Origin of the sequence: Mycolicibacterium agri (assembly GCF_002553505.1) — a bacterium.
Taxonomy (GTDB): domain Bacteria; phylum Actinomycetota; class Actinomycetes; order Mycobacteriales; family Mycobacteriaceae; genus Mycobacterium; species Mycobacterium agri.
In genome coordinates this window covers 47,277-59,774 of the sequence record NZ_PDCP01000038.1, presented here as the reverse complement: position 1 = coordinate 59,774, position 12,498 = coordinate 47,277, and the positions used below count along the sequence as shown (strand labels likewise).

Genomic DNA, 12,498 nt, shown 5'->3' with positions numbered 1-12,498 from the left:
GAGCTCGATATCTACTTCTGCGATCCGCACTCGCCATGGCAACGCGGCAGTAACGAGAACACCAACGGGCTGCTGCGTCAATACTTTGCTAAAGGCACCGACCTATCAGTGTTCCCGGCCGACTACCTCGACTACGTTGCCGCCCAACTCAACACCCGACCCCGCAAAACCCTCGGCTGGAAGAAACCCGCTGAAGTCCTCGACGAGCTACTCTCAAACCCGCCAAAACCACCCGCTGTTGCATCCACTGCCTGAAATCGCCCCAGGCACGGGCGGACATTTGCTTCTGCTCGCCGGAGGCCGCCGGAGTTAGGCGGTGTCGCGCGCGGCCGCCCGCCCCGCCGATCGGCCGGAGAATATGCAGCCGCCGAGGAACGTGCCCTCAAGCGAGCGATAGCCGTGCACGCCGCCACCGCCGAACCCGGCCGCCTCTCCAGCCGCATAGAGCCCTTCGACCACGCTGCCGTCGCCGCGCAACACGCGCGAGTCCAGATCGGTTTCCAAGCCGCCCAATGTCTTTCGCGTCAGGATGTGCAGTTTCACCGCGATCAGCGGTCCGGCCTTGGGGTCGGTCAAGCGGTGTGGAGCGACGACGCGGGAGAAGCGGTCGCCGACGTAGCCGCGGGCCGCGCGGATCGCCATTATCTGCGTGTCCTTGGTGAACCGGTTGGCTACCTCGCGGTCGCGCGCGGTGACCTCCTCCTCCACGGCGGCGTAATCCAACGGCATCACGTCGGGAATCTCGTTCATCGCAGATACCAACTCGCGCAACGTCCTTGCACTGACAAAGTCGACGCCCTTGTCTACGAACGCCTGCACCGGCGGAGGCGGGCCCGGCTTGACGCGCGACAGCACATCGCGCACGCTGCGCCCGGTCAGGTCGGGGTTCTGCTCCTGCCCGGACAGCGCGAACTCCTTGGAGATGATGCGGGCGTTCAGGATGAACCACGTGTAGTCCTGGCCCGTTCGGGCGATGTGCTCGAGCGTGCCGAGGGTGTCGAAGCCCGGATACAGCGGCGCGGGCAGTCGCTTGCCGGTGGCGTCGAGCCACAGCGACGACGGACCGGGCAGAATCCGGATTCCGTGCTCGGGCCAGATCGGGTCGTAGTTCGTGATGCCCTCGGTGTAGTGCCACATCCGGTCGCTGTTGATGACGTGTGCGCCGGCCGACTCGCTGATGCCGATCATCCGGCCGTCGACGTGCGCGGGCACGCCGCTGAGCAACTGTTCGGGCACACGGCCCATCCGCTTCGGCCAGTTCTGCTTGACCAGGTCATGGTTGCCGCCGATGCCGCCGCTGGCGACGATGACGGCCTGGGCGCGAAATTCGAACTCCCCTACGGTGTTTCGTGACGACGCCACGCCGCGCGCCGCGTTCGTGGGCTCCAGGACGACGCCGCGCACGCCGACCGCCGCACCGTCGGCGACGATCAGTTCGTCGACGCGGTGGCGGTATGCGAACCTCACCTTGTCGTTACCCAGCAGCCGCCGGGCGAAGATCTCGACGATCGCGGGCCCGGTCCCCCAGGTGATGTGGAAGCGCGGCACCGAATTGCCGTGGCCGCGGGCGTCATAGCCGCCGCGCTCGGCCCACGCGACGAGCGGGAAGGTCCGCAGCCCGCGGGCCCGCAACCAACTGCGCTTCTCCCCGGCGGCGAAGTCGACGTAGGCGTGCGCCCACTGCCGCGGCCAGTGATCCTCGGGGCGGTCGAAGCCCGCCGTGCCCAGCCAGTCCTGAAGCGCCAATTCGTGGCTGTCGCGGATGCCGAGCCTGCGCTGTTCGGGGCTGTTGACGAAGAACAGGCCGCCGAACGACCAGTACGCCTGCCCACCGAGGTTGTTCGCGTTCTCCTGGTCGACGATCAACACCCGACGGCCACGTTCGGCCAGTTCACAGGCGGCTACCAGGCCCGCCAACCCCGCACCGACCACGATTGCATCAGCATCAGCCATGGCCGCCAATGTAGCGGTCTTTCATGCCGCGTCGGTCAAAGCCGGATACGGCCGCCACTCGTAGACCGTCGGCACGCAGCGATGCATCAGCGCCAGGTCGACGGCGTCGATCACGGCCTGACGCGGCCCAGGCTTGCGCAGGTGCCTGGCGGCGACGGCCACCCGGACGATCCCTCGGCGACGGCCCGTGCGCTCGGCGGCGAGCACCAGCGTGCGGCACCACCACGGCTCCGACAGGAAACCCTCGCCGATGCCGAGCACCCGCGCGCGCACCGTGGTCCGTCGCACCAGATCGGAAACGCCAGCCAGACCGGCGAGGAGCCGAAAGCCGTTGCGCGGCAGTACAGTCACCGTGCCCTGCGACACCGTCCAGCCGGGTGCCGCGAACAGTCGGGTCCGCAGGCCGACGTGTTCGAGGACGCGGTCGGCGCCCATCAGCCGCAGATTCGCCTCATGCGCGGGCAGCGTCGCGAACTCGCCGCGGCGCTTCTTCGTCGCGGCCTCGTCGAAGCCGTGCAGCACGATGGCGTCGCCGCGAGCGCGCCGCGCGGTGAGCCACGCGACGGTGCCTGCATCGTGATCAAGCCGATAGTCGCCCTTCAGGCGGGGCGCAACGAGAAGTGACGACGGCACGCCCCGCCCGTCCAGTTCCGCGCAGAACGCCGCGACGTCGGGCAGGGTATGGCGACTGATGCCCGATATCGAGACGATGAGTTGTCCAGCCACACCGGCATTGTGGCAATGCCAGATGTCTCGACGGTTGCGAAGAGCCTTACAGCGGTTGCCTTTTCGGCTACCGCGGTAAGACGGCTTCGATGGCCTCGATGACCTCTGGCGCATCGGGTTCAGTGCGCGGGCGGAACCGTTTCACCACTGTGCCGTCGGGTGCGATCACGAATTTCTCGAAGTTCCACTGCACGTCGCCGGCTTCGCCATCGGCGTCGGGCGTCTTCGTCAACTCGGCGAACAGCGGGTGCCGATCCGGCCCGTTGACGTTGGTCTTGGCCAGCAGCGGGAACGTCACCCCGTAGGTGGTCGAGCAGAAGGTCTGAATCTCCTCGGCGCTGCCGGGCTCCTGGCCCATGAACTGGTTGCACGGCACGCCTATCACCGTCAGCCCGCGGTCGCCGTAATCCTGCGCCAGCTTCTCCAGCCCGCTGTATTGCGGTGTCAGGCCGCATTTCGAGGCGACGTTGACGACCAACGCGGCGCCGTCGGCGAGCTTTCCCAGCGTGGTCGGCTTGCCGTCGAGGGTGGTGAGTGGAATGTCGGCGATGGGCTGATCCGTCATGCCCCGCAGAATACCGATGCCGGCGCAGGGCGCACGGCTAGGTCCCGAACAGCATGCCCGCGACCCGCTGCACGATCGGGTCGGTGTCCTTGTCCGGGTCAGCCTCGATGGCGCCGTTGAGCCACAGCAGCGAAAAGCCATGCACCAGAGACCAAGCCGCGAGCGCGGCGGCTTGCGGGTCCTGCTTGGCGCGCGGATCGTCGAGGGTCCTCACGCCCGCCGCAAGCTCATTGCCCGCCGCGGTTTCGGCGGCGACGAGGTCGGCGTCGGCGGCGTTGTACAGCGATTTGTCGAACATGACGGCGTAGTGGCCCGGATGGGCGATGGCGAACCGGACGTAGGCCAACGCCGCATCGAGGAAGTCCGGCCGCGCGTCTTTCAGTGCGTCGGCGAGCATGCGGAAGCCCTCGGTCGCCAGCGCCGTGAACAGCCCACGGCGGTCGGTGAAGTGATGCGCAGGCGCCGCGTGCGACACCCCGGCGGCGCGGGCGAGCTCACGCAGCGACAGGCCGTCGGCGCCGCGCTCGGCGACCAGCACCGCCGCATGGGCCAGGATCGTGGCCCGTAGATCGCCGTGGTGATACGTCGCCCTGCCGCTGCTCATGTACCGATCATAACTTGGAATCTTGACAGTGCCTAGATTGTTGCCTACGTGCATCTTGCCACTGTCTAGATTGGGAGTCCGTCATGGCACCACTCATCGCCCTCGTCCTCGGAACACTCGCCGCCCGGCTGGCCGGCTGGCTGGGCCTGGACTACGTCGACGGCTGGCCCACCGCGATCGCTGTCGGCTTGGCGACGATGCTCGTCGTCACCGGCGTCGCGCATTTCGTCAACCCGCTGCGCCGCGACATGATCGCGATCGTGCCGCCGCGGCTGCCGGCGCCGACGCTACTGGTCACCATCACCGGGGTGCTCGAACTGCTCGGCGCGGCCGGGCTGCTGTATCCGCCGGCCAGGCCGGCCGCCGCCGTGTCATTGGCCGTGCTGATGCTGGTCATGTTCCCGGCCAACGTATATGCCGCGCGGATGCCGTCGCCGCCGAAGTCGATGACGACGCACCTGCCGTTACGAACCCTCGAGCAGCTCGTCTTCGTAGGCGCCGCCCTCGTGGTTGGCCTTGGCAGTGTCCAGTAGCCACGCGTACTGGAACGCCACTTCCTTCCACCGCTCGTAGCGGCCGCTGATCCCGCCATGGCCGGCGCTCATCTCCGTCTTCAACAGGACGGGGTTGGCGTCGGTCTTGGTGTGTCGAAGTGCCGCAACCCATTTCGCCGGTTCCACGTACAGCACCCTGGTGTCGTTGAGCGACGTCATCGCCAGTATCGGCGGATAGTCCTTGGCCTCGACGTTCTCGTACGGCGAGTACGACTTCATATACTCGTAGACTTCTTTGTCGGCCAACGGGTTTCCCCACTCATCCCACTCGGTGACGGTGAGCGGAAGCGACGGGTCCAGGATCGTCGTCAACGCGTCGACGAACGGCACCTGCGCAAGGAAGCCGGCGAACAACTCCGGCGCCATGTTGGCCACCGCCCCTATCAGCAGACCGCCCGCGCTGCCGCCGAGCGCGACGAGGTTCTCCGGCCGGGTGACATCGGTGTTGATGAGATGTCGTGCCACCGCGATGAAGTCGGTGAACGTGTTCTTCTTCTCCAGCAGCTTGCCGTGCTCGTACCACGGCCGGCCGAGCTCGCCGCCGCCGCGCACATGCGCCACGGCGAACACCATTCCGCGGTCCAGCAGCGACAGCCGGGCGATGGAGAACCGCGGGTCCTCGCACGACTCGTAGGCTCCGTAGCCGTAAAGCAGTGTCGGAGCGGGGAATTGAAGACCGACGCGGTGGACGATCGATATCGGCACGCGTGCGCCGTCATCGGCGACGGCCCAGTCACGACGTTCGACGTAGTCCTCGGGGCGGTAGTCGCCAAGCACGGGCTGTTCGCGCAGCAGCGTGCGCTCGCCGGTGGCGAGGTCGATATCGTAGATGCGCACCGGCGTGACGTACGACGTCGCCCCGACGCGCAGCTTGGGCGAGTCCCAATTGGGGTTGCCGGCCAGGCCCGCCGACATCAGTTCCGACTCGAAGGTCAACTCCTCCGGACGGCCGTACTCGCCCTGCGCGTAGAGCGGCCACAACTGGATACGCGGCAACGCCTCGCGCCGATAGCTGACCACGATGTGGCCGACGAACGCGTCGACGGCTTCGAGGCGGACGTCGTCGCGGTGTTCGATCAGTGTGCGGGTCGCGGTGGGGTCGGCGACCGGAGCCTCGACGAGCGTGAAGTTCACTGCGCCGTCGTTGTGCAGAATCAGGAAGCGGTCCTCGCCGCCGACGACGGCATGCTCGACGGAGTACTCGACGAGGTCGCGTCGCGGCCACACCGGAGTGAACTCGGCGCCGGGATCCGCCGCGTTGGCGTAGCGGACCTCCGAGGTCACGGCGCTGCCCGCGGCGATGAAGATGTACTTGTCGCTGCGGGTGCGTCCGATCGCGAGCCAGAAGCGTTCGTCGGGTTCGTGATACACCCGCTCGGCGGGCAGACCCGCACCGACGCGGTGACGCCACACGGTGTCGGGCCGCCATGCATCGTCAAGCGTCGTGTAGTAGATGGTCCGGTTGTCGGCGGCCCAGGTGGCGCCTGCGCCGATGCCGACGATCTCGTCGTCGTAGAGTTCGCCCGTGCGTAAGTCCTTGAACCGCAGGGTGTATCGCTCGTTGCCGACGACGTCGACGGAGTAGGCCAGCGTATTGGCGTCGATGCTGACGGTGGCGGCACCCAACGCGAAGAACTCGTGGCCTTCAGCTTCGACGTTCTCGTCGAGCAGCACCTGCTCACCGGGGATGTCGGTGTCCTCGTCGAACTGCGGCGGCGTCCAGTCGTCGGGACCTGCGACCGGGCAGCGGCAGTGCACGTGGTACTGCTTGCCCTCGAAACTGCGCGCGTAATACCACCAGTCGTTGCGCCGGACGGGCACCGACAGGTCGGTTTCCTTGGTGCGGGCCTTGATCTCATCGAAGATCTTCTGCCGCAACGGAGCAAGGTGTTCGGTCATCTTGTCGGCGTAGGCGTTCTCGGCCTTGAGGTATTCGATGACCTCGGGGTTGTCCTTGTCGCGCAGCCATTCATACGGGTCGATGAAGACGTCGCCGTGGTGCTCGCGGCGGTGCTCGACCCGTTTCGCGACGGGTGGTACGGGTGTTTGGCTCATGCCTCGGGTCCGATCCAGTCGGCGAAGCACAGCCCCGAAATGCGCTCGTAGGCTTCGATATAGCGTTCGCGGGTGGCGGTGACGATGTCGTCCGGCAGCGGCGGCGGTGGATCATCCCCGCCGCGGTCCCAGCCCGACTCGGGGCTGGTCAGCCAGTTGCGGACGAACTGCTTGTCGAAGCTGGGCTGCACGACGCCCTCCTTATAGGTGTCGACTGCCCAGTAGCGCGACGAGTCCGGCGTGAAGATCTCGTCGGCCAGCACGAGCCGGCCGTGCTCGTCGACGCCGAATTCGAACTTGGTGTCGGCGATGATGATTCCCTTCGTCAACGCGTGGTCGGCGGCGCGACGATACGTCTGCAGGGTGAGGTCGCGCAGTTCGTTGGCGCGCTCGGCGCCGACCATCTCGATCACGTCGGCGAACGAGATGTTCTCGTCGTGCGCGCCGAGTTCGGCCTTGGTGGCCGGGGTGAACAGCGGCGTCTCGAATTTACTCGCCTCGGTCAGCCCCGGCGGCAGGGCGATACCGCTGACCGCGCCGGTGGCCTGGTAGTCCAGCAGGCCGGAGCCCGTGAGGTAACCGCGCGCGACGCACTCGACGGGGATCATGTCGAGCTTGCGCACCACCAGCGCGCGGCCCAGCACCTCGCCCGGGATACGGGGGTCGTCGGCTGGGCCCGCGAGGTGGTTCGGCGTCTCGACGAAGTCGAAGAAGAACACGCTCATCGCGGTGAGGATGCGGCCCTTGTCGGGTATCTCGTTGGCGAGGATGTAGTCGAACGCCGAGATGCGGTCGCTGGCGACGAACAGCAGGTGATCATCGTCGATGCGATAGATCTCGCGGACCTTGCCGCTGGCCACGTGCTGGTAATCGGACAGAGCGGGGCGCATCCGGCCAGCCTAACGGTCGATGTGTGCTGGGATCGACGGCATGACTTCGAGGTATGTGCCCTACGCCACAACGCCCGCGCGGCTGTTCGGTCAGCTGATCGCCGACATCGTCATCGCGGTCTGGATAGCGATCTGGGTCGTGGTCGGCATGGCGGTGCATGCCGCAGTCGCGACCATCGCCGAGTTCGGCGCCGACGTGCAGAACGGCGCCACCGGGATCGCGGGCAATCTCGATTCCGCGGGCGAGAATGCCGACAAGGTGCCGCTGGTCGGCGACGCCCTGAGCGCGCCGCTGACGGCCGCCGGTGGCTTCGCCCGCGATATCGCGGGCGCCGGTGAGCAGTTGAACACGACGGCGAGTTGGCTGGCGTGGCTGTTGGCGCTCGCGGTGGCCGCGCCGCCGATCCTGGCGATCGCGATGCCGTGGCTGGTGCTGCGGTTGCGGTTCTTCCGGCGCAAGTGGGTGGCGCTGACGCTGGCGGCGACGCCGGCAGGCGAGCAGTTGCTGGCGCTGCGGGCGCTGGCGAACCGGCCGCTGGCGAAGCTCGTCGCCGTCAATGCCGACCCCGTAGGGGCCTGGCGTCGCCAGGACGACACGGCGATCAGCGGCCTGGCCGCATTGGAATTACGCGCCGCAGGCATCGCCCGGCGCCGTACCTAGCGATTTCGGCGCGCTAAACGGCGCTCAGCGCACGTTAGCGCGCCGAAATCGCACAAGGAGGAACCGTCGCGGGTCCTCTCGCGTCAAACCCTGATGTGCTCGACGATCTACTGCGCAGACATGACGGCGTCATCACGCTGGAACAAGCCCGCTGCATCGGCCTCAGCAGCGACGCCGTCAAGCGCCGCGTTCAATCCGGCCATTGGCGACGGTGCGCGAAAGGGGTGTACTTCGTCGACGACCGGCCGTTCGACGATGCCGCGCGCATTCGCAGTTCGGTATGGGGCTATGGAAGCCAAGCGGCCGCGAGCGGGCTGGCCGCCGCATGGTGGCATGGGTTGACCAAGTACGCACCCGACCTCGTCGAGGTGACAGTCCCACGAAACAGTCATGGCAGATGCCATCCCGGGTGCCGGGTTCGGCGAAGAGACCTTCAACAAGCCGACATTGTGCAGCGAAATGGCCTGCGCGTCACAGCACTACCATTGACCATTGTCGAGGCGTCGGTCCGCCAGCGCGGCGGCGCCAAGATCATGGATTCGGCGTTGCAGCAGCGCGTCGATCTACGCTCGCTGTGGAACGCGCACCTTCGCAACAAGGGTCGTTACGGCTCGCCAGCCGCCCGCATCCTGCTACAGGCCGCCGACGACGGCGCCCGCTCTGTAGCCGAGCGACTGTTGATCGCAATTTTGAAATCGGCACGCATCACAGGTTGGAAGGCCAACCATCGGGTGGGCGGCTACCGCGTCGACGTCGGCTTTCCCGACGCGAAGATCGCTCTCGAGGCCGACGGCTTCGCCTATCACAGTGGGCCTGAGGAATTCCAGATCGACCGCAAGCGCCAAAACGCCCTGATGCTCATGGGTTGGCAGGTGCTGCGCTTCACCTGGCTGGACCTCACCGAGTACCCCGACCGGGTCATCGCCGAGATCAAACGCGCGATTTCGGCGCGCTAAACGGCGCTCAGCGCACGTAAGCGCGCCGAAATCGCAAGGAGCCAGGCGGCCAAGGCGATCCAGCAGAACACCGCCGATATCACCGCCAGCGCGGGCCAGCCCATTTCGACCGAAGTCGCAAACGTCGCCGACGAGTACATGCCCAGCGGGAATACCGCCGCCCACCAGTTGCCGCTGCGCAGCCGCACACTCCACGCCGCCAACAGCGGGATCCACGCGCTGGCGACGACCCACGTCACGACCGTCACCGGCTTGATCGCCCCGAGGCCTGCCTTGTCGATGTGATCGCCTGCCAGCGTCGCGATCGCCGCGCCGCCCATCAGAATCCAGACGTCGGGCTGCCGAAGCTCGGGCGCCGAGCGCGAATGCAGCGCCCGCCACAGCACCAGCCCCGTCATCGCGCAGTACTGACAGATCGCCAGCGCGAGCAGCGCAACGGCAGGCCAGGGATGCCCGGCATCGGCGGCGACGATCGCCAGCCCCGACGTCGCCACGCTCGCCAATTCCCAAGCGCCGCGGGCACGGTCGCGCAGCCCGGCCCAGCGGTGCCGCCACATCAGCCGCACCGTCAGCGGCACCAGGCTCAGCCACGCGAGCGCGGCCGCGATCCCCAGCAGCGTGTGCGTGGTCGACGAGAACTCCAGCCGCGTGGCCACGACGGCGCACGCCGCGACGAACGTGAACAGCTGCAACGGCACATTCACGTCCTCGAAAGAGGGCCGCAACCGCGCAAGCGCCCAAACCACCAACAGCGCCAACAGGATTGCCGCCACACACGCCAGCACCGAACTGACCAAACGATAGCCGTGATCGGCCGCCGCGATCGACACGATGCCGGTCGCCATCACCGCCGCGAACGCGTCCGGCTTCACGCGTCCGTTTCGACGACGAGGTGCCGGATTCCGGTGTGCCTGTTGCTGCGCGTCCACTCCACCGGCTCGACGACGCGGACCGCCGAGAACCTGCCAAGCAGCTCTTCGAACAGCACCCGCAGCTCGAGCCGCGCGAGGTTGGCCCCGAGGCAATAGTGCACACCCTGCCCGAAACCCATGTGTGGGTTCGGCTTTCGCGTAATGTCGAACCGGTCCGGATCGGTGAATGCCGCGGGATCGCGGTTGGCCGAGCCCTCCCAGATCTGCACCTTCTGCCCCGCCTTGATCGCGCAGCCGCCCAGCTCGACGTCGCGGGTCGCGGTGCGCCGCTTCGACGGCGACGGCGACGTCCAGCGCACGATCTCCTCGATCGCGGTCGGCAGCAGCGACAAATCCGAGCGCAGCTTCGCCAGCTGAGAAGGATGCGACGCGAGCGCCAACAGCCCGCCCGCCACGGCGTTGTGGGTGGTCTCCGCGCCCGCGCTGAACAGCAGGCTGAAGAACAGGTAGAGCTCCAGATCCGACAGTTCCGCAGATGAGGCGTTCGCCACCACCGACAGCATGTCGTCGGTCGGCGAGGCGCGTTTGGCCGCGATCAGCGACTGCCCGTAGGCGTACATCCGCGAGCCGGCTTCCTCGGCGGTCAGCTGCCTCACCGACGCCTTGCGCGAGCCACCGAAGTCGAACTGCGGCTCGATCGCCTCGAACAGCCAATGCCGTTCGGACTCAGGCACTCCCAGCAGAATGCAGATCATCTGCATCGGCAGCTCCGCAGCGACCGACACGACGAAGTCCACCGGCGAGCCCGGCGAAATCCCGTCGAGCAGCCGCCGCGCCCGCGCCCGCAGGTCGTCCTCGACGCGGCGGATCATTCGCGGCGTCAACCCGGAACTGACCAGCCGCCGGATCTGCGAGTGCCGCGGGTCGTCCATCATGTTGAGCACCTGGCCCGCGATCGCCAGATCCTGCAGCAGCGTGCCGCCGTACGGCCGCGAACCCCCGGTCACCGACGAGTACGTCGCCGGATCTCGCAGCACCTCAAGCGTTTCCGCGTGCGTGGCCACCGACCAGAAGCCCTCGCCGTCGGGCGTGTGCTCGGTCGGCTCATGCCAGTACACCGGGGCCTCGCGACGGTGCACCTCGAACAGGTCGTGCGGAAAGCCGTTGGCGAAGTTGTCCAGATCGGTGAAGTCGATCCCGGCCAGCGTGCCCGCCATGGTCACAGAATCGCACCTGAGGTGTACTTGGCCGCCTCGGGATAGCGGCTCACCAGTTCATCGACGGCGGCGACGACGGTGTCGATCTGGCTGCCCGCGGCCCCGACAAACGCCTGCTTGTCGGCCAACGCCGCCTCCAAGGCGGGCCGGTCCAGCGGCAGCCGCCGGTCGGCGGCCAGCCGGTCGAGCAGGTCCGGTTCGGCGCCCTGCTCGCGCATCGCCAGCGCGACCGCGACGGCGTTCTCCTTGATGACCTCGTGCGCGGCCTCGCGGCCCATGCCCGCACGCACCGCCGCGATCAGGATCCGGGTCGTCGCCAGGAACGGCAGATAGCGGTCGAGCTCACGCTGGATCACCGCGGGATAGGCGCCGAACTCGTCGAGCACCGTCAGGAACGTCTCGATCTGCCCGTCGATGGCGAAGAACGCGTCGGGCAGCGCCACCCTGCGCACCACCGAGCAGAACACGTCGCCCTCATTCCATTGCGAGCCAGCAAGTTCGGAGATCATCGACTGGTATCCGCGCAGCACAACCTGCAGGCCGTTGACCCGTTCACACGAGCGCGTGTTCATCTTGTGCGGCATCGCCGACGAGCCGACCTGTCCCGGCGCGAACCCCTCGGTCACCAACTCGTGGCCCGCCATCAACCGGATGGTCTGCGCCAGCGACGACGGGCCCGCCCCGACCTGCACCAGCGCCGAAAGCACGTCATGGTCGAGCGAACGCGGATACACCTGCCCGACGCTGGTCAGGATCTCCGTGAAGCCCAGAAACTCCGCTACGCGGCGCTCCAGCTCGGCCAACCGCGCCGGGTCGCCGCCCAACAGGTCCAGCATGTCCTGCGCGGTGCCCATCGGCCCCTTGATGCCGCGCAGCGGATAGCGGTCGATCAGCTGACGCAGCCGGGTCAGCGCGATCAGCATCTCCTCAGCGGCCGACGCGAACCGCTTGCCCAGCGTGGTGGCCTGCGCGGCGACGTTGTGGCTGCGGCCTGCCATCACCAGGTCGCGGTAGCTGATCGCCCGCTCGGCCAGCCGTGCGACCACCGCGATGCCGTGCGAGAACACCAACTCCAGCGAACGCCGAATCTGCAGCTGCTCAACGTTTTCCGTGAGGTCGCGGCTGGTCATGCCCTTGTGCACGTGCTCGTGGCCGGCCAGCGCGTTGAACTCCTCGATGCGCGCCTTCACGTCGTGGCGCAGCTTGCGCTCCCGCTGGGCGATCGAGTCGAGGTCAACGTCCTCGATCACCCGCTCGTAGTCCTCGATGACCCCGGCAGGCACGTCGACGCCCAGCTCCGCCTGCGCCCGCAAAACAGCCAGCCACAGCCGGCGCTCGCCGATCACCTTGGCCTCCGGCGACCAGATCGCCACCATCTCGTCGCTGGCATACCTGCTGGCCAGTACGTTCGGTATCGCCACGAATACACAGCTTACGTTCCGGTA

13 protein-coding genes are annotated in these 12,498 nt (G+C 67.4%); 4 read left to right on the top strand and 9 right to left on the bottom strand.

Annotated features, from left to right (window positions below):
- Window positions 1-255: IS30 family transposase (locus tag CQY20_RS20250; RefSeq protein WP_109789712.1), on the top strand; the 255-nt coding region annotated here is incomplete at its 5' end.
- A gap of 54 nt (window positions 256-309) precedes the next feature.
- On the opposite strand, the gene CQY20_RS20245 is transcribed toward CQY20_RS20250, so the two are convergent.
- From CQY20_RS20245 to CQY20_RS20230, 4 genes are all read right to left on the bottom strand, one after another.
- The gene (locus tag CQY20_RS20245; protein WP_097941874.1) at window positions 310-1,953 is read right to left on the bottom strand and encodes an FAD-binding dehydrogenase; all 1,644 of its coding nucleotides are present in this window, start codon (window positions 1,951-1,953) and stop codon (window positions 310-312) included.
- A 21-nt stretch (window positions 1,954-1,974) separates the two neighbouring features.
- Window positions 1,975-2,679: a DUF2334 domain-containing protein gene (locus tag CQY20_RS20240; protein ID WP_097941873.1), complete on the bottom strand. Its 705-nt coding sequence runs from the start codon at window positions 2,677-2,679 to the stop codon at window positions 1,975-1,977.
- Window positions 2,680-2,746: 67 nt separating this feature from the next.
- Complete coding sequence (locus CQY20_RS20235) at window positions 2,747-3,244, bottom strand: glutathione peroxidase (RefSeq protein WP_097941872.1); 498 nt, start codon at window positions 3,242-3,244, stop codon at window positions 2,747-2,749.
- A gap of 37 nt (window positions 3,245-3,281) precedes the next feature.
- A complete protein-coding gene (locus tag CQY20_RS20230; RefSeq protein WP_097941871.1) occupies window positions 3,282-3,848 on the bottom strand; it encodes a TetR/AcrR family transcriptional regulator in 567 nt (188 codons plus the stop codon).
- Between the two features lie 83 nt (window positions 3,849-3,931).
- On the opposite strand from CQY20_RS20230, the gene CQY20_RS20225 reads away from it, so the two are divergent.
- Window positions 3,932-4,381 carry a DoxX family protein gene (locus tag CQY20_RS20225; RefSeq protein ID WP_097941870.1) on the top strand — a complete coding sequence of 150 codons (450 nt, stop codon included), beginning with the start codon at window positions 3,932-3,934 and terminating at the stop codon, window positions 4,379-4,381.
- On the opposite strand, the gene CQY20_RS20220 is transcribed toward CQY20_RS20225, so the two are convergent.
- Both CQY20_RS20220 and CQY20_RS20215 read right to left on the bottom strand, forming a co-directional pair.
- Complete coding sequence (locus CQY20_RS20220; RefSeq protein WP_097941869.1) at window positions 4,313-6,457, bottom strand: S9 family peptidase; 2,145 nt, start codon at window positions 6,455-6,457, stop codon at window positions 4,313-4,315. The two genes, CQY20_RS20225 and CQY20_RS20220, sit on opposite strands and share 69 nt — an antisense overlap.
- Window positions 6,454-7,347 (bottom strand): phosphoribosylaminoimidazolesuccinocarboxamide synthase, encoded by an 894-nt coding sequence (locus CQY20_RS20215; RefSeq protein WP_097941868.1) that lies wholly within the window; start codon window positions 7,345-7,347, stop codon window positions 6,454-6,456. The genes CQY20_RS20220 and CQY20_RS20215 overlap by 4 nt, the downstream gene beginning before the upstream one ends.
- A 40-nt stretch (window positions 7,348-7,387) precedes the next feature.
- Here CQY20_RS20215 and CQY20_RS20210 point away from each other — a divergent pair, with 40 nt between their 5' ends.
- Window positions 7,388-8,008 carry a hypothetical protein gene (locus tag CQY20_RS20210; RefSeq protein ID WP_097941867.1) on the top strand — a complete coding sequence of 207 codons (621 nt, stop codon included), beginning with the start codon at window positions 7,388-7,390 and terminating at the stop codon, window positions 8,006-8,008.
- A 95-nt stretch (window positions 8,009-8,103) separates the two neighbouring features.
- The gene (locus tag CQY20_RS20205; protein WP_097941866.1) at window positions 8,104-8,964 is read left to right on the top strand and encodes a PDDEXK-like endonuclease domain-containing protein; all 861 of its coding nucleotides are present in this window, start codon (window positions 8,104-8,106) and stop codon (window positions 8,962-8,964) included.
- Here CQY20_RS20205 and CQY20_RS20200 read toward each other — a convergent pair.
- Genes CQY20_RS20200 through purB form a run of 3 tightly spaced genes read right to left on the bottom strand, consistent with a single transcriptional unit; the run spans window position 8,961 to window position 12,474 of the window.
- Window positions 8,961-9,836: a tellurite resistance/C4-dicarboxylate transporter family protein gene (locus CQY20_RS20200; protein WP_097941865.1), complete on the bottom strand. Its 876-nt coding sequence runs from the start codon at window positions 9,834-9,836 to the stop codon at window positions 8,961-8,963. The two genes, CQY20_RS20205 and CQY20_RS20200, sit on opposite strands and share 4 nt — an antisense overlap.
- Window positions 9,833-11,059, bottom strand: a complete 1,227-nt coding sequence (locus CQY20_RS20195; RefSeq protein ID WP_163701204.1) for a cytochrome P450 — start codon at window positions 11,057-11,059, stop codon at window positions 9,833-9,835. Before CQY20_RS20195 ends, CQY20_RS20200 begins: the two co-directional genes overlap by 4 nt.
- Window positions 11,056-12,474 (bottom strand): adenylosuccinate lyase, encoded by a 1,419-nt coding sequence (gene purB / locus CQY20_RS20190; protein WP_097941863.1) that lies wholly within the window; start codon window positions 12,472-12,474, stop codon window positions 11,056-11,058. The genes CQY20_RS20195 and purB overlap by 4 nt, the downstream gene beginning before the upstream one ends.
- Window positions 12,475-12,498: the final 24 nt, after the last annotated feature.

Excerpts from the sequence above, each read along its gene's own strand:
- CQY20_RS20230 (WP_097941871.1), bottom strand. The coding sequence starts at position 3,848 with ATGAGCAGCGGCAGGGCGACGTATCACCACGGCGATCTACGGGCCACG.
- CQY20_RS20225 (WP_097941870.1), top strand. The coding sequence starts at position 3,932 with ATGGCACCACTCATCGCCCTCGTCCTCGGAACACTCGCCGCCCGGCTG.
- CQY20_RS20245 (WP_097941874.1), bottom strand. The coding sequence starts at position 1,953 with ATGGCTGATGCTGATGCAATCGTGGTCGGTGCGGGGTTGGCGGGCCTG.
- CQY20_RS20210 (WP_097941867.1), top strand. The coding sequence starts at position 7,388 with ATGACTTCGAGGTATGTGCCCTACGCCACAACGCCCGCGCGGCTGTTC.
- CQY20_RS20215 (WP_097941868.1), bottom strand. The coding sequence starts at position 7,347 with ATGCGCCCCGCTCTGTCCGATTACCAGCACGTGGCCAGCGGCAAGGTC.
- CQY20_RS20235 (WP_097941872.1), bottom strand. The coding sequence starts at position 3,244 with ATGACGGATCAGCCCATCGCCGACATTCCACTCACCACCCTCGACGGC.
- CQY20_RS20220 (WP_097941869.1), bottom strand. The coding sequence starts at position 6,457 with ATGAGCCAAACACCCGTACCACCCGTCGCGAAACGGGTCGAGCACCGC.